The sequence below is a fragment of the Pseudomonas graminis genome, assembly GCF_900111735.1.
Lineage (GTDB): Bacteria > Pseudomonadota > Gammaproteobacteria > Pseudomonadales > Pseudomonadaceae > Aquipseudomonas > Aquipseudomonas graminis.
Genome location: NZ_FOHW01000015.1, coordinates 86,028 through 101,062, shown reverse-complemented (window position 1 = coordinate 101,062; position 15,035 = coordinate 86,028). Strand labels below are relative to the sequence as shown.

Here is a 15,035-nt window from a genome sequence, read left to right as displayed (position 1 = left end):
AGACATCCGCAAAAGCCACGGTATAGTACCCCGTCTACGCCAAGGAGCTCGTCATGCAGCAGAAACCTACCGTCCTCTCTCGCGAAATCGTCGCGAGCAGCCGTCTGTTCCGCGTTGAAGAAGTGCAATTGCGCTTCTCCAACGGCGTCGAGCGTACCTACGAGCGGCTGGTCGGCAGCGGCAGTGGCTACGGCGCGGTGATGATCGTGGCCATGCTCGATGCGGATCACGCCGTGCTGATCGAGGAATACTGCGGCGGCACTGACCAGTACGAGCTTTCGCTGCCCAAGGGCTTGATCGAACCAGGCGAAGACGTGCTGGCCGCCGCCAATCGCGAGCTCAAGGAAGAAGCTGGTTATGGCGCGCGGACCTTGGTGCACCTGACCGAGCTGTCGCTTTCGCCCGGCTACATGAGCCAGAAAATTCAGGTCGTGCTGGCCACTGATTTGTATGAAGAAACGCTGCCCGGCGACGAGCCTGAGCCGATGCGTGTGGACAAGGTCAATCTGCGCGAGCTTTCCGCTCTGGTTCAGAACCCGCAGTTCACTGAGGGGCGCGCGCTGGCTGCGTTATACCTTGCCCGCGACCTGCTGGCCGAGCGTGGGGATTTCCTGCCATGAACCCGACATTTTCCCAATTGCCACACCCGCTGCTTGCCCCCGTGATCGAGCTTTGCCGCCAGGCAGGGGAAGTCATTCTCCCGTTCTGGCGCTCCGGCGTGGAGGTCGCGGTCAAGTCGGACGACTCACCTGTCACGGCCGCTGACCTGGCCGCCCATGAGCTGTTGGTGGCGGGCCTCAAGGCGCTGGATCCGACCATTCACATCCTCTCCGAAGAGGATGCGAACATCCCGTTGAGCGAACGCAGTCAGTGGCAACGCTGGTGGTTGGTGGACCCTCTGGATGGCACCAAGGAATTCATTGCCGGCAGTGAAGAGTTCACCGTCAACGTGGCGCTGATCGAGAACGGTCGCGTGGTGTTTGGCGTGGTATCGATGCCGACCAACAACCGCTGCTATTTCGGTGGCGCCGGCCTTGGTGCGTGGCGCAGTAACGACTCTCAGCATCTGGCGCCGATCAGCGTGCGCAATGAGCCAGGCGTTGGGGAAGCATTCACGGTAGTCGCCAGCCGTCGTCACTCCAGCCCCGAGCAACAGAAGTTGCTGGCCGGTTTGTCGGAAGTGGTAGGTGAATTGGAACTGACCAGTATTGGCAGCTCGCTGAAGTTTTGCCTGCTCGCCGAAGGGGCCGCCGATTGCTACCCGCGTCTGGCACCCACTTCTCAGTGGGACACCGCCGCAGCCCAAGGTGTGGTGGAAGGCGCGGGCGGCGTGGTGTTGAACCTGGACGGCACGACGTTTGATTATCCGGCACGCGAGACGCTGCTGAATTCGTACTTCCTGGCGCTACCGGGGGAAGCCACGTGGCGCGACGCGTTGCTGGCGCTGGCGCTGACCTGAAGCTTTCGGTTCCCTCGTAGGAGCGTGGCTTGTCCCGCGATCGGCGACGCAGTCGTCGCAGATGCAGCGCTGGGTTTTCCAGAGCGAATTGCACCGATCGGATTTGCGACCGCTTCGCGATCGATCGCGGGACAAGCCACGCTCCTACAGGTGGAAGGATGTGTTCAGCGATGCAGCACGAACTGCCCGACGAATTCCACTGCCGTCTCTTCTGATCCTTCAGCCACGATCCGGGTGTGCAGCGCCAGTCGTGCGCGGCCTCGGCGTTGGTAGAGCTTGAGGAATTTGTCCCAGCTCGCTTCATCCGGTGCGTCGCAAATGGCGACGCCATCACGGGTCACTGGCAGGGGATAGCTGATCTGGCCGTCCTGAATCACGATGTGCCCGTCTTCGATCCCGGCTTCCTTGAGCCGCAAATAAAGCCAACCCCAGCCCGCCAGTACCGCGCCGCAATACAGGCTGCCGCCGAACAGGGTGTTCTTGTGATTGACGTTCGGGGCCAATGGCAGATGCAGACGAAGCTGGTGGTCTCGCCAGCCCAGCACCTTGATGCCCATCTCCCGGGTGAGCGGAATGTCCCGGTGCAGCACCGCTTCCAGGTCTTCAGCGGACAAGCGTTGCAGGTCAGTCATTGTCGTCTGACCCCGCGCCGTTGAAGGTCAGTCCGTGCTTGCGCAGCTTGTCGTGCAAGGTTTTGCGTGGCAGACCCAACGCCTCGGCGAGGCTGCGGACCGAGCTGTGCGGGCGGGTCAGTTCGGCGGCGATCAACGCCCGCTCGAACGCTTCGACCTGTTCGCTCAGCCCGCCGTTGGATGCCACCAGATCCGGCTGCGCGGCGCCTTCCAGTTCCAGCTCAAGGCCCAAGGCGAAACGCTCGGCGGCATTCTGCAGTTCACGCACGTTGCCCGGCCAGGTGTGGCGCAGCAGCAGAGCCCGATGCCCCGGCTGCAGTTCATGGCGTGGCAGGCCGTGGCGCAAACTGGCGGTGTCAGCGAAATGCTGGAACAGCACCAGCGCATCTTCGCCACGCTCGCGCAGCGGCGGAATGCGCAACGGCGCGACGTTGAGGCGGTAATACAAGTCGGGCCGGAAACGCCCTTGATCCGCCGCCTGACGCAGGTCCTCCTTGGTGGCCGCGATCACCCGGATGTCCAGCGGGATCTGCTGATTGCCGCCCAGGCGCTCGACCACGCGCTCTTGCAGCAAGCGCAGCAGCTTGACCTGAACGTCCATGCTCATGCTTTCGATTTCATCCAGAAACAGCGTGCCGCCATTGGCGAATTCGAACTTGCCGATGCGACGCTTTTGCGCGCCGGTAAAAGCCCCCGATTCGTGGCCGAACAGCTCGCTTTCCACCACCGACTCGGCCAGCGCCCCTGCGTTGATGGCCACAAACGGACCGTTTCTGCGATTGGACAAATCGTGAAGGGCGCGGGCGACCACTTCCTTGCCGGCACCGGTTTCACCGAGAATCAACACGTCGGCCTTGGTGGCGGCCAGCGCGCCGATCTGATCGCGCAGGCGCTGAATGGGGGCGGACAACCCCACCAGTCGCGTACTCAGTTGCTGACGATCGCTGAGCTCAAGGCGCAGGCTGCGGTTGTCCAGCACCAGCCTGCGCAGCGCCAATGCGCGCCGCACGCTGTCGAGCAGTGCGTCGCTGGCGAAGGGTTTTTCCAGAAAATCGTAGGCACCCGCCCGCATGGCCTGCACCGCCAGCGGCACGTCGCCGTGGCCGGTGATCAACAGCACCGGCAGCTCAGGATCCTGAGCGTGCAGCTGATTGAGCAATTCGAGGCCATCGATGCCCGGCATGCGAATGTCACTGACGATGACGCCCGGCCAGTCCCGTTCGATGCGCGCTTGCAGGCCTTTGGCATCGCTCAGCGGCAAGATTTTCAGGCCGGCAAGATCCAGCGTCTGGCTCAGCGCCTGGCGCAGGTGCGGATCGTCGTCGATCAGCACCACCTGAATGCGGCTGTCGATGGCGTCGGTGCTCATGCAGATAAGTCCTCAGACGGTTGAAGGTTGACGCCCGAGGCGCCGGTGCGCATCCGCAACGTGAGCAGCGCGCCGCCTTCCGGGTGATTGGCGAACAACAGCTCGCCGCCGAGTGCGCGCATCAGCGTATCGCAGATCGCCAGGCCCAGGCCTAGGCCTTGGGTTCGCGTCTTGGTGGTGAAAAACGGCTCGCGGGCGTGCTCCAGTGCCTCTTTGGAAAACCCCGGGCCGTTGTCGCGGATGAACAGATTGACGCCCTCGGCGTTGTACTCGGCACTGATCCACAATTTGCGCGGCGGGCCCTTCTCGGTCAGTGCATCCAGTGCATTCGCCAGCAGATTGCCCAGCACCTGACGCAGGCGCGTCTCGCCGGCCTGGACCCACAAGGTCGCGGCGGGCAGGTCACGAATCAGCTCCACCTCCATTCCGCGTCGACGCTTGGCGAGCAGGGCCAGCGCATCGTCCAGCGCCGGCTGCAACGCCACGCTTTCAGGTGCATGGCGGTCGCGCCGGGCAAAGGCGCGCAGGTGCGCAATGATCGACGCCATGCGTCCGGTGAGTTCGCTGATCAGCTTGAGATTGCCGCGTGCGTCTTCGGTGCGCTGGTGATCGAGCAGCACCTCGGCGTTCTCGGCGTAACTGCGAATCGCCGCCAGCGGTTGGTTGAGTTCATGGCTGATGCTCGCCGACATCGTGCCCAGCGCAGACAGCTTGCCGGCCTGAACCAGTTCGTCCTGGGCGCGAAACAGTTCTTGCTGCGCCTGCTCGCGCTCGAGGACTTCCTGGCGCAGCCGCTGATTGACGCCTTCAAGGTCACAGGTCCGCTCGGCGACTCGCACTTCCAGTTCACGGCGCGCCTTGGCCTCGAAGTTGATGCGATCCAGATAATGCCGCCGGCGCTGCATCATGAGACCCAGCAGCAACATCAACACCAGCAACGCCGCGCCGCCAATCGCCACGACCGTTCGCACCGGCCTCGAGAGGAGCACCTTGGGTGCAAGGATGCTGACGCTCCAGCCGGTTTCGTCGATCTGCTGGGTTTGCGTCAGCCAACCGTTTTCATCCAGCTGCAGCGGGCGCGGGTCGCGGGTCGGGTAGGGCTGGATGGCGACGATGGCCTGTTTTTCTTCCTCGCTGAGCGGCCGCGTGGCGCGGAAACGCCAGTTGGGGTTGGAGGTCAGGATCACCACGCCGTTGTGGTCGGTGACGAGCAACTGCTCCGGCGTTTTGCCCCACAGCGTTTCGGTGAGGTCCAGGTCGACTTTGACCACCAGCACACCGATCACCGCGTCGCCATCGCGCACGGCGGCAGCGAAGAAGTAGCCGCGTTTGGCCGACGTCGTGCCCAAGCCGAAAAAGCGGCCTAGGTTGCCGGCCATGGCGTTGCTGAAATACGGGCGGAAGGCGAAGTTGCGACCTATGAAACTGTCGCGTTTGTCCCAGTTCGACGCCGCGAGGGTGTCGCCATTGGGCGCCATCAGGTAAATCACCTCGGCGCCGGTCTGCCTGGCGGTGTTCATCAGCAGCACGTTCGCCTGGGCCTGGGCGTGTTTGTCCTGCGGGTTCGCCAGCATGGCGCGCAGGCCGGGCAGGTCCCCAAGAATCTGCGGCAGCACCTCATAGCGGTGCAACGTACCCAGCAGGTTGGCGACGTACAGGTCGAGGGTCTGGCGATTCTGGCTCAGCAGCTCATTGCGGTAGTAGTGCTCGGCCAGGCGTTCGAGCGGCCACAACAGTGGGGCGAGGATCAGCGCCAGCAGGGCAAGGCTGCGCCAGCGGGGACGGCGGGGAAGGGCGTTAGTGCTGATCATGGGATCGCCGGTGGGTTCGTTGCGATGCGGGGCGGCTGCGGATGAATCAGTATTGCGCAGCCGCTCAACATCGAGTCGCCCATTATGCCTACCGCTGCTGCGCTAAGCACTCCAGCAACGCATCGTGCCAGTCGGGCTGGCTGACGCCCCACTCGCACTGCAACCGGCTGCAATCCAGACGCGAATTGAGCGGGCGTGCGGCCGGCGTCGGGTAAGCACTGGAAGCAATCGGCTCCAGCACTGCGCAGGGCTTGCCGCTGTTGATCAATTGCTGACCAATCGCTTCCGCGAAACCGAACCACGATGTTTCTCCGCGGGCGGTCAGGTGATAAACACCCCAGGCGCCCGCAGCCCCGTCACGCCAGCGTTCAATCAGCGCGCCGGTGCTGGCGGCGATAGTGCCTGCCCAAGTGGGTGCGCCGATCTGATCCGCCACGATCGACAGCCTCTCGCGCTCTTGCAACAAGCGCTGCATGGTCAGCAAAAAGTTGCGCCCGGTCAGGGAGTACACCCAGCTCGTGCGCAAAATCAGGTGCTGGCCGCCCGCTGCGGCGATGGCTCGCTCGCCTGCCAGCTTGCTGCTGCCGTAGACGCCCAGCGGATTCGGCACGTCGGACTCAATCCAGGCGCCAGCCTTGCTGCCGTCGAACACGTAATCCGTGGAGTAATGAACCAGAGGAATGCCCAGTGCGGCAGCCTCTTCAGCGAACACACCGGGGGACGTCGCGTTGATGGCAAAGGCCAGCTCCGGCTCGCTTTCGGCCTGATCCACTGCCGTATGCGCGGCGGCGTTGACGATCAGGTCCGGCTTGATGTCGCGAACCACTGGACGGATGGATTCCGGCTGACTCAAGTCCAGCTGATCGCGGCCCAGCACGATCAGCTCGCCCATGTTCTGCAAGTGTTGCTGCAGCGCCTGGGACACTTGGCCCTGTTGCCCGCTGATCAGAATCCGCAGCGGCGCATTCACGGGAACAGATCCGCTTCTTTCAAGAGCTTGCCGACCTGATCCTTGGCCGACAGCTGAGGTGCTTCGCTCAAGCCCCAGTCGATGGCCAGCTCAGGATCGTCCCAGCGAATGCAACGCTCGGCCGATGGCGTGTAGTAGTCGGTGGTTTTGTAGAGGAATTCTGCGTAGTCACTCAGCACCACGAAGCCGTGGGCGAAACCTTTGGGAATCCACAGCTGACGAGCGTTGTCGGCAGACAGCTCCACACCGAACCACTGGCCGAACTGAGGCGAGCTGCGACGTATGTCGACGGCGATGTCCAGCACGCGGCCAGCGGTCACGCGGACCAGTTTGCCCTGCGGGTTTTCGATCTGGTAATGCAGCCCGCGCAAGACGCCTTTTTGCGAGCGCGAGTGATTGTCCTGCACGAACTGATCGGCTACGCCGGTGGCCTCGGCAAAGGCCCGGGCGTTGAAACTTTCGTAGAAGAAGCCACGCTCATCGCCGAACACCTTGGGTTCGATGATGAGGACTTCAGGCAACTTGCTGGCAACCACTTTCACTGACTTTCCCCTGCGATCTTGAACAGGTACTGACCGTAGCCGGTCTTGCCGAAATAGTCAGCCCGATTCAACAGGTGGGCGCGGTCGATCCAGCCGTTCTGGTAAGCGATTTCTTCCAGGCACGCGACTTTCAGGCCCTGACGGTGCTCTATGGTTTGCACGTATTGCGACGCGTCCAGCAGGCTGTCATGGGTACCCGTGTCGAGCCAGGCGAAGCCGCGGCCAAAGCGCTCGACGCGCAGGTCGCCGCGCTTGAGGTAGGCGTTGTTGACGTCGGTGATCTCCAGCTCGCCGCGTGGTGACGGCTTGACGTCCTTGGCGATCTGAATGACTTCGTTGTCGTAGAAATACAGGCCGGTCACGGCGTAGCTGGACTTCGGCGCCTTGGGCTTCTCTTCGATGGACAGCGCGTGGCCGTGCTCATCGAAATCGATTACGCCGAAACGCTCTGGATCTTTCACCCAATAGCCGAACACGGTCGCGCCGGAGGTGTTGTCAGCCGCACGCTTGAGCTGTTCGCTGAAGTGCTGACCGTGGAAGATGTTGTCGCCGAGAATCAGGCACACCGAGTCATCGCCGATGAACTCCTCGCCAATCAGGAATGCCTGGGCGAGGCCGTCCGGCTTGGGCTGCTCCTCGTAATGGAAGTGCACGCCGAACTGACTGCCGTCACCCAGCAGCGCCTTGTATTGCGGCAGGTCCAGCGGCGTCGAGATGACCAGGATGTCTTTGATCCCGGCCAGCATCAGCACCGAGATCGGGTAATAGATCATCGGCTTGTCGTAGATCGGCAGCAGCTGTTTGGAGACCCCGAGGGTGATCGGGTGCAGGCGCGTGCCAGAGCCGCCGGCCAGAACAATTCCTTTAGTCATGCGATCAGTTCCTTCACGTTGGTGCCCAGGCGTTCGCCCTGATAACTGCCGTCCTGCACGTTGCGGCACCATTCAAGGTTGTCGAGATACCACTGCACGGTTTTGCGCAGGCCGGATTCGAATGTCTCTTCCGGCGTCCAGCCCAGTTCGTGCTCGATTTTGCTGGCGTCGATGGCGTAACGCATGTCATGGCCGGGACGGTCGGTCACGTAGGTGATCAGGTCCGCGTAGTGGGCCACGCCTTTGCGCTGTTCCGGCGCCAGCTCTTCGAGCAGCGCGCAGATGCCGCGCACGACGTCGATATTCTTCTGTTCGTTGTGGCCGCCGATGTTGTAGGTCTCGCCGACCTTGCCCTCGGTCACCACTTTGAGCAGGGCGCGGGCGTGATCTTCGACGAACAGCCAGTCACGCACCTGCAAGCCATTGCCGTACACCGGCAGCGGCTTCCCGGCCAGGGCGTTGAGAATCACCAGCGGGATGAGCTTCTCAGGGAAGTGGAACGGGCCGTAGTTGTTCGAGCAGTTGGTGACGACCACCGGAAGTCCATAGGTGCGCTGCCAGGCACGAACCAGATGGTCCGATGCCGCTTTGCTGGCCGAATATGGCGAGCTTGGCGCGTAGGGCGTGGTTTCGGTGAACAGGTCGTCCACGCCGTGCAGGTCGCCATACACTTCATCAGTGGAGATGTGGTGAAAGCGGAAGGCGGCGCGCTCGGCTTCAGGCAAGGTCAGCCAGTAGCTGCGGGTCGCTTCCAGCAGGCTGTACGTGCCGACGATGTTGGTCTGAATAAACTCCGACGGGCCGTCAATCGAACGGTCAACGTGGGATTCAGCCGCCAGGTGCATGATCGCGTCAGGCTTGAAGCGCGTGAGGACTTTACTCACGGCGGCCTGATCAACGATGTCCTCTTGCACGAACTCATACCGAGTGTTCGTGGCGATGCCCCGCAGCGATTCAAGATTACCGGCGTAGGTCAGCTTGTCGAAGTTGAGGACGTCGTGATCGGTGTTGTTGATCAGATGACGGATCAGCGCGGAGCCGATGAAGCCGGCGCCACCGGTAACAAGTATTCGCATGGATAAACCTTCTTCCCTGGAAAGACGTAAGACGATGGAGCATAGCTTGTGGGGCCTTGCTGGCCGGCGCAAGGCGCAATCCACCGACGAGCGATGATATTAATTGATGGCCCATCGCGATTAGCGCCATTAAACCGCCGCAGCTGTTGCACCGGCTTAACGCCTGACCTATCTGTCGGTCTTTTAACGCATTTCTTTACCGGGAAATCGTGCCCGCTGGAGTCTGTAACCGGGGAAACGACCTACCTGTGTGATCATCTCCGTGAACATGGGGGTTTTCATGCGACCTACACGGGATCATCTGAATATCTTCAGGATCAAACCGCCGATGGTGATCAGCCGCCGGAGCGTGGACTTCCTTGCCGGCAGCGTGTCGAAGGAGGTGAGTGACCTGGAGAACGGAGCAGTTTCTTATCACTCAGGACAGGGCTCTATTCCGATATATATCGGCATTGGATGTCTGGATATCCCCCGGCTGCTTGATTAGTGTTTTTAAATCCGATTTTTATCGTTTATAACGTCTGTCTTATTTTGCCGCAGACGCCCTCGTCGCCTCATGGAGCTCTGATTACTGTGACCACTCTCAACAGCACCCCCCGCGCCGATGGCTTCTACATGCCTGCCGAGTGGGCGCCGCAGACGCAAACCTGGATGATCTGGCCCGAGCGCCCTGACAACTGGCGTCTGGGCGGCAAGCCGGTGCAGAACGATCACGTAGCTGTGGCCAAAGCCATTGCCCGTTTCGAGCCTGTCACCGTCGGCGTCTCCGCTGCACAGTACGACAATGCCCGCGCACGACTGAATGTGCCCAACATTCGCGTTGTTGAGATCAGCAGCAATGACGCCTGGGTTCGTGATAGCGGGCCGACGTTCGTCATCAACGACGCGGGCGAGGTTCGTGGTGTGAATTGGGGCTTCAATGCCTGGGGCGGTTTCGACGGTGGGCTTTACGCGCCGTGGAACCTGGATGAACAGGTTGCCAGCAAAGTATTGGAAATCGAGCGCTGCCCGCGCTACGTCACCGAAGGGTTTGTGCTGGAAGGCGGTTCGATTCACGTCGACGGCGAGGGCACGCTGATCACCACGGAAGAATGCCTGCTCAATCGCAACCGCAACCCGCACCTGTCCCGCGAAGACATCGAGGCCGTGCTGCGTGATCACCTGTCGGTCGAGAAGATCATCTGGCTGCCGGACGGTCTGTTCAACGACGAGACCGACGGGCATGTGGATAACTTCTGCTGCTACGTGCGCCCCGGTGAAGTGTTACTCGCCTGGACAGATGATCCGAAAGACCCCAATTTCCCCCGTTGCCAAGCGGCCATGGCGGTGCTGGAAAATGCCCGCGACGCCAAGGGACGTCCGTTCGTCGTGCACAAGATGCCGATTCCGGGTCCGCTGTTTGCCACTGAAGAAGAATGCGCCGGTGTGGATCAGGTGCACGGCAGTCAGGAGCGCAACCCATCGGTGCGTCTGGCCGGTTCGTATGTGAATTTTCTGATCGTCAACGGCGGCATCATCGCTCCGTGTTTCGACGATCCGATGGATGACACGGCCCGCCAGATTCTCCAGCAGCTGTTCCCGGAACACGAGGTGGTCATGGTCCCGGGCCGCGAAATGTTGCTGGGTGGAGGCAACATCCACTGCCTCACGCAGCAGCAACCGGCCCCCCACCGCAGCTGAGTTGGTTCGCTTCTTGCTGTTATCAAGCCCATCAGACGATGGGCTTTTTTATGGGCGGACTGTTCCAGTCGGTCGTAGGAAGATGGGATCCCGGCGGCGCGGAAATGCCTTGGCAGGGTCGTCCGTCTGTAACAAAAGCTCCGTAGATTCCGCAGTCCACGACATAAGAGGTTGTCCTTATGAACGCAGGTCATGAGTTGCGAGTGGCTCGAGGTTTTTCTGCGAGCAGTGAAGCACGGCAGATGATGGCTGACTGGTTACGGACGACCCGGATCCCGATAGTGCGCATGCAAGAAGTACAGGCGCTGAAACAACGCGGTGATTTTCGCAAGATGCTGTCGAAGCGGTACCCCAGCGGGCTGATCAACGACGCCGAAATCGAAGCGCTGCTGGTCGTGCTCCACAGCTGACGAAGGTGCTGCAACAGGCATTGCAGAGCCTCCGTATGACTCCCATCAAATTGACACTCTCGTCAGACGGGGGATAGCATTCGCGCCTCCACCGCCTGTGGCTTGGCGTCATGTACGTGCATCAGTCGTCCACTGCGATGATTTCGTGCGGGCTTCCGGGCCTTTTTCAGTGCCGGAAGACGCAATTGCCCACCCGGGCATTTGCCACAGCGCGCGATTAATCCGCTCACAAGGACAACAAGATGAAACAGCGTATCGGCCTGCTCGCTCTGGGCATTTTCGCCGCCACCCACGCCATGGCGGACGGTCAGGCAGATTCCAAAGGATTTGTTGAAGACAGCAGCTTGAAGATCAACCTGCGTAACGCCTACATCAATCGCGACTATAAAAACGGACCGCAGGACCGCTCGGAATGGGGTCAGGCGTTCATGGCCGGCTACACATCCGGTTTCACCCAGGGCGTGGTGGGCGTGGGCGTTGACGCTTTCGGTCTGTACGCGGCGCGTCTGGACGGTGGCAAGGGTAAGAGCGGCGCAGGCGGTATCGACTTCTTCAAGCAGGGCGACAGCGGCAACGCGGCGGACGACCTGTCGCGCTTTGGCGGCGCGGTCAAATTCCGGATTTCCAATACCGAGCTGAAATACGGCGACATGATGCCGGAGCTGCCAGTGCTGACGTACGACGGCTCGCGCCTGCTGCCTGAGTCCTACACCGGCACCATGATCACCTCCAAAGAGATCAAGGGCCTCACGCTTGTGGCCGGCCGCTTCACCGCCGAAGCCCGCAAGAGCGCCGAGGGCCGTGACAGTGGCGATCTGAAGAGCATCAACGTGTACGGCGGCAGCTACAAATTCACCGATGCCCTCAGCGCCGCGTTTTACGCCTCCGACGACGAAGACGTGCTGAAGAAGCAGTACGTGAACCTGAACTACGTCTGGGCGATGCCGAAAGATCAGTCGCTGACTTTCGACTTCAATGGCTACAAGACCAAGCTGGACAAGGACTTCGCCGTCGACGACGCCCGCGACAACAAGATCTGGAGCCTGGCGGCGACCTGGGCTGTGGGTATCCACTCGTTCACACTGGCGCATCAGCGCAGCACCGGCGAAACCGGTTACACCTACGGGGGCTATCGCAACGCAGGGGGCACCGGCGATGGCGGCAACACCATCTACCTGGCCAACTCCTACTGGTCCGACTTCAACGGTAAGGACGAGCGTTCGTGGCAAGTGGGATACGGCGTGAACCTGGGAACAGTTGTCACTCCAGGCCTTAGCTACCGCGTGGCCTACGTGCGTGGCGACAACATCGACGATGGCAGTGATCGTGGTCGTGGCGAAGAGCGCGAACTGTTCAGCCAGTTGACCTACGTGGTCCAGAGCGGCCCGGTCAAAGACCTCTCGGTGCGCCTTCGCAATTCGTTCCTGCGCGTCTCCAACGATGTGGATCAGTACAACGTTGGCGGTAACGAAACGCGGATCTTCGTCGATTACCCGATCAACGTGTTTTGATGCGTTTGACGTCTTCTAGCTGACATTAGGCAAGGAGCCGGCTTGCTGGCGAACCGTGCACGTCATTCACCTCTACGGGGGCTGAACAAATGCGTTCGCCAGCAAGCCGGCTCCTACGGATTTGCACACAACCCAGACGTCGGGTTTGATGCCGACCCACTGTAGGAGCGCGCTTGCCCGCGAACGCGTCGGCTCAGACAACGTGGCTGTCGCTGACCCACCGCCTTCGCCAGCAAGCCGGCGCCTACGGATTTGCACACAACCCAGACGTAAGGTTTGACGCCGACCCACTGTAGGAGCGCGCTTGCCCGCGAATGCGTCGGCCCAGACAACACGCCGTCGCTGACCCACCGCCTTCGCCAGCAAGCCGGCTCCTGCGGATTTGCACACAACTCAGACGTAAGGTTTGACGCCGACCCACTGTAGGAGCGCGCTTGCCCGCGAATGCGTCGGCTCAGACAACGCGGCTGTCGCTGACCCACTGCCTTCGCCAGCAAGCCGGCTCCTACGGACTTCGCCAGTCTCGCCATCGACAGAAACGGTCCATGATCCACTGCACTGGCGATCCATCCCGCTCTCCCGCTACCATCGCTGCATCCCACTCCAGCCGGTTTCGCCATGGCAATTGCCGCGCCTCCTGACCTCACCGATACCGCCGTCCCCGTACAGCCTCTGTCCCGGACGTATCCGCGCGGCTTGTACATCGAGCCTCACGAGCATGAATGGGGGCAGGTGCTGTATGCGATGTCGGGCGTGATGTGGGTCGAGACGCCCAATGAAGCGCTGGTTGTGCCGCCGCAGCGCGCGGTGTGGCTGCCGCCCGGTGTGCCCCATGGCATTCGCGTGGTGTCGGATCTGGAAATGCGCAACATCTACCTGCGCCCGGCGCTCGCCCGAACCCTCGACGCCACCGTTCAGGTGCTGGAAGTCGGCCGCCTGTTGCGCGAGCTGATCGTCGGGCTGGTAGCCGAGCCGGACAAGGAGTCGGACTACTACGACGCGGTGGTGACGCTGGCCTTGCTCGAACTCAAACGCGCCCGGCGTTCGCTGCTGAAAGTGCCGATGCCCGATGACAGCGACCGCCGGCTGATGAGCGTCTGTCAGGCGGTGATGATCGAGCCGTCCATCGACGTGTCATTCGAGCAGCACGCGGAAAACGCCGGCGCCAGCGTGCGAACGTTGTCCCGGCTGTTTCAGGCGGTGCTTGGCATGGGCTTCGCCGAATGGCGGCGGCAGGTGCAACTGGCGACCTCGGTGGCGGAGATCATCCAGGGCGTGCCGGTCAACGCCATCGCTCGTTCAATGGGGTATTCGCCGAGCAGTTTCAGCGACATGTTTCGCCGCGAACTGGGCATGTCCCCCTCTCAGTACCCAGCCGTTGATCCATCCCACTAACGCATGCGCCGATACTGTCCGAAATTCAGAAGCTCTTGGCCGGCAGCCCTTGCCGGCCCTCCTTACACTCTGGTCATCGCTTAACGCAGTCGCGCCGCCATCGAGCCGCGCGTCCCACGCACCGGAGTTGTCATGAGCTACGTTATTTCCCTCGCCATCGGTATCGCCGTCGGTTTGCTCTATGGCCTGCTGGATTTCCGTTCACCCGCACCGCCTCTGGTCGCACTGGTTGGCCTGCTCGGCATGCAAGCCGGTGAATGGCTGTGGCCGGTGGGCAAGCAGTTCTTGTCCAATCTGGCCTCCTGAACCGACGACCTCCCTTTCCCCACTCTGGATGAATCCATATGAAAGCACTGCAATTCTCCCGCACCGGCGACCTGGCTGCGCTGGAAGTCGTCGATCTGCCCACGCCTGTTCCGGCGGCCGGCGAAGTTCTGGTGCAGATAAAAGCCGCAGGCCTGAACCCCAGCGACGTCAAAAACGTCCTGGGCCGCTTCCCTTACACCACGATGCCCCGCATTCCGGGTCGTGACTTTGCGGGTGTGGTCGTCGAAGGCCCGCAGGAACTGATCGGCAAGGAAGTGTGGGGCACTGGCAAAGAAATCGGCTTTGTCCGCGACGGCTCCCATGCTGGCTACATCACGCTGTCGGCCAAGGGCGTGGCGATCAAACCGGCGTCGCTGAGTTTCACCCAGGCCGCCAGTCTGGGCGTTCCCTACACCACCGCTTGGGACGCGCTTGAGCGCAGCCTCGTGCAGAGCGGCACCCGGTTGTTGGTCATCGGTGCCAATGGCGCAGTGGGGAGCGCCGCCATCGCACTGGCGAAGATACGCGGCGCCCAGGTGCTGGCAGCGGTGCGTAAACCGGACCAGCTGAAAGCGCTGCAGGAGCAAGGCTTCAACGCGATTCAGCTCGACAAGCCGGAAGACCTCGGTGCTCAAGTGAACGCCGTTTTTCCAGGCGGCGCCGACGTGATCTTCGACACCACGGGCTTTTGGCTGCCGGCTTCTGTGCCTGCGCTGGCCCAGTTCGGTCGCATCGCAATCATCGCCGCGCCGGTGGACGGCCACGTGCAACTGCCTGCGCTGGCGCTGTACCGCAAGGGCGGTTCGGTGGTGGGGATCAACTCGCTGCTGTACGGCGTGGAAGCCTGCGCACGGATGCTTGAGCAGTTTGGCAAACAGTTCGACGACGGCACCTTGCCGCTGCCAACCGGGCTGATTGAGTCGCCGCTGGAAGGAGGCCTGGCACGTTATGCGGAAGTGAATCAGGGCGGCGCCGACAAGGTCATTCTGCTGCCGTGACCGG

General features: G+C 61.8%; 15 protein-coding genes. 8 read left to right on the top strand and 7 right to left on the bottom strand.

The window, feature by feature from the left end; translation table 11 throughout:
- The first annotated feature begins 53 nt into the window (after window positions 1-53).
- Complete coding sequence (nudE, locus tag BMY98_RS13445) at window positions 54-620, top strand: ADP compounds hydrolase NudE (RefSeq protein WP_074889934.1); 567 nt, start codon at window positions 54-56, stop codon at window positions 618-620.
- Window positions 617-1,459: a 3'(2'),5'-bisphosphate nucleotidase CysQ gene (gene cysQ, locus BMY98_RS13440; protein ID WP_074889931.1), complete on the top strand. Its 843-nt coding sequence runs from the start codon at window positions 617-619 to the stop codon at window positions 1,457-1,459. Before nudE ends, cysQ begins: the two co-directional genes overlap by 4 nt.
- A gap of 164 nt (window positions 1,460-1,623) precedes the next feature.
- On the opposite strand, the gene BMY98_RS13435 is transcribed toward cysQ, so the two are convergent.
- From BMY98_RS13435 to rfbB, 7 genes are all read right to left on the bottom strand, one after another.
- Window positions 1,624-2,091 carry a YiiD C-terminal domain-containing protein gene (locus tag BMY98_RS13435; protein ID WP_074889928.1) on the bottom strand — a complete coding sequence of 156 codons (468 nt, stop codon included), beginning with the start codon at window positions 2,089-2,091 and terminating at the stop codon, window positions 1,624-1,626.
- Window positions 2,084-3,460 carry a sigma-54-dependent transcriptional regulator gene (locus BMY98_RS13430; protein WP_074889926.1) on the bottom strand — a complete coding sequence of 459 codons (1,377 nt, stop codon included), beginning with the start codon at window positions 3,458-3,460 and terminating at the stop codon, window positions 2,084-2,086. The genes BMY98_RS13435 and BMY98_RS13430 overlap by 8 nt, the downstream gene beginning before the upstream one ends.
- Window positions 3,457-5,271: a sensor histidine kinase gene (locus BMY98_RS13425; protein ID WP_074889924.1), complete on the bottom strand. Its 1,815-nt coding sequence runs from the start codon at window positions 5,269-5,271 to the stop codon at window positions 3,457-3,459. Before BMY98_RS13425 ends, BMY98_RS13430 begins: the two co-directional genes overlap by 4 nt.
- An 88-nt stretch (window positions 5,272-5,359) precedes the next feature.
- Complete coding sequence (rfbD, locus tag BMY98_RS13420) at window positions 5,360-6,241, bottom strand: dTDP-4-dehydrorhamnose reductase (RefSeq protein WP_074889922.1); 882 nt, start codon at window positions 6,239-6,241, stop codon at window positions 5,360-5,362.
- A complete protein-coding gene (rfbC, locus tag BMY98_RS13415) occupies window positions 6,238-6,783 on the bottom strand; it encodes a dTDP-4-dehydrorhamnose 3,5-epimerase (RefSeq protein ID WP_074889919.1) in 546 nt (181 codons plus the stop codon). The genes rfbD and rfbC overlap by 4 nt, the downstream gene beginning before the upstream one ends.
- Window positions 6,780-7,655 (bottom strand): glucose-1-phosphate thymidylyltransferase RfbA, encoded by an 876-nt coding sequence (rfbA, locus tag BMY98_RS13410; RefSeq protein WP_074889916.1) that lies wholly within the window; start codon window positions 7,653-7,655, stop codon window positions 6,780-6,782. The genes rfbC and rfbA overlap by 4 nt, the downstream gene beginning before the upstream one ends.
- Window positions 7,652-8,731: a dTDP-glucose 4,6-dehydratase gene (gene rfbB / locus BMY98_RS13405; RefSeq protein ID WP_074889913.1), complete on the bottom strand. Its 1,080-nt coding sequence runs from the start codon at window positions 8,729-8,731 to the stop codon at window positions 7,652-7,654. Before rfbB ends, rfbA begins: the two co-directional genes overlap by 4 nt.
- Before the next feature lie 573 nt (window positions 8,732-9,304).
- Here rfbB and aguA point away from each other — a divergent pair.
- The 6 genes from aguA (at window position 9,305) to BMY98_RS13370 (ending at window position 15,031) form a co-directional block, all read left to right on the top strand.
- Window positions 9,305-10,411: an agmatine deiminase gene (aguA, locus tag BMY98_RS13395; RefSeq protein WP_074889908.1), complete on the top strand. Its 1,107-nt coding sequence runs from the start codon at window positions 9,305-9,307 to the stop codon at window positions 10,409-10,411.
- Window positions 10,412-10,698: 287 nt separating this feature from the next.
- Window positions 10,699-10,821, top strand: a complete 123-nt coding sequence (locus tag BMY98_RS27815; RefSeq protein ID WP_281248173.1) for a hypothetical protein — start codon at window positions 10,699-10,701, stop codon at window positions 10,819-10,821.
- 242 nt (window positions 10,822-11,063) lie between these two features.
- The gene (locus tag BMY98_RS13385; RefSeq protein WP_074889904.1) at window positions 11,064-12,332 is read left to right on the top strand and encodes an OprD family porin; all 1,269 of its coding nucleotides are present in this window, start codon (window positions 11,064-11,066) and stop codon (window positions 12,330-12,332) included.
- A gap of 618 nt (window positions 12,333-12,950) precedes the next feature.
- On the top strand, window positions 12,951-13,727 hold the full coding sequence (locus tag BMY98_RS13380) for an AraC family transcriptional regulator (RefSeq protein ID WP_074889901.1): 777 nt from the start codon (window positions 12,951-12,953) through the stop codon (window positions 13,725-13,727).
- A 132-nt stretch (window positions 13,728-13,859) separates the two neighbouring features.
- Entirely contained in the window at window positions 13,860-14,033 is a 174-nt protein-coding gene (locus BMY98_RS13375) for a DUF1427 family protein (protein ID WP_074889899.1), read from the top strand.
- 38 nt (window positions 14,034-14,071) lie between these two features.
- Entirely contained in the window at window positions 14,072-15,031 is a 960-nt protein-coding gene (locus BMY98_RS13370; RefSeq protein WP_074889897.1) for a quinone oxidoreductase family protein, read from the top strand.
- Window positions 15,032-15,035: the final 4 nt, after the last annotated feature.

Excerpts from the sequence above, each read along its gene's own strand:
- nudE (WP_074889934.1), top strand. The coding sequence starts at position 54 with ATGCAGCAGAAACCTACCGTCCTCTCTCGCGAAATCGTCGCGAGCAGC.
- cysQ (WP_074889931.1), top strand. The coding sequence starts at position 617 with ATGAACCCGACATTTTCCCAATTGCCACACCCGCTGCTTGCCCCCGTG.
- BMY98_RS13435 (WP_074889928.1), bottom strand. The coding sequence starts at position 2,091 with ATGACTGACCTGCAACGCTTGTCCGCTGAAGACCTGGAAGCGGTGCTG.
- BMY98_RS13430 (WP_074889926.1), bottom strand. The coding sequence starts at position 3,460 with ATGAGCACCGACGCCATCGACAGCCGCATTCAGGTGGTGCTGATCGAC.
- BMY98_RS13425 (WP_074889924.1), bottom strand. The coding sequence starts at position 5,271 with ATGATCAGCACTAACGCCCTTCCCCGCCGTCCCCGCTGGCGCAGCCTT.
- rfbA (WP_074889916.1), bottom strand. The coding sequence starts at position 7,655 with ATGACTAAAGGAATTGTTCTGGCCGGCGGCTCTGGCACGCGCCTGCAC.
- rfbB (WP_074889913.1), bottom strand. The coding sequence starts at position 8,731 with ATGCGAATACTTGTTACCGGTGGCGCCGGCTTCATCGGCTCCGCGCTG.
- BMY98_RS27815 (WP_281248173.1), top strand. The coding sequence starts at position 10,699 with ATGCAAGAAGTACAGGCGCTGAAACAACGCGGTGATTTTCGCAAGATG.
- BMY98_RS13385 (WP_074889904.1), top strand. The coding sequence starts at position 11,064 with ATGAAACAGCGTATCGGCCTGCTCGCTCTGGGCATTTTCGCCGCCACC.
- BMY98_RS13380 (WP_074889901.1), top strand. The coding sequence starts at position 12,951 with ATGGCAATTGCCGCGCCTCCTGACCTCACCGATACCGCCGTCCCCGTA.
- BMY98_RS13375 (WP_074889899.1), top strand. The coding sequence starts at position 13,860 with ATGAGCTACGTTATTTCCCTCGCCATCGGTATCGCCGTCGGTTTGCTC.
- BMY98_RS13370 (WP_074889897.1), top strand. The coding sequence starts at position 14,072 with ATGAAAGCACTGCAATTCTCCCGCACCGGCGACCTGGCTGCGCTGGAA.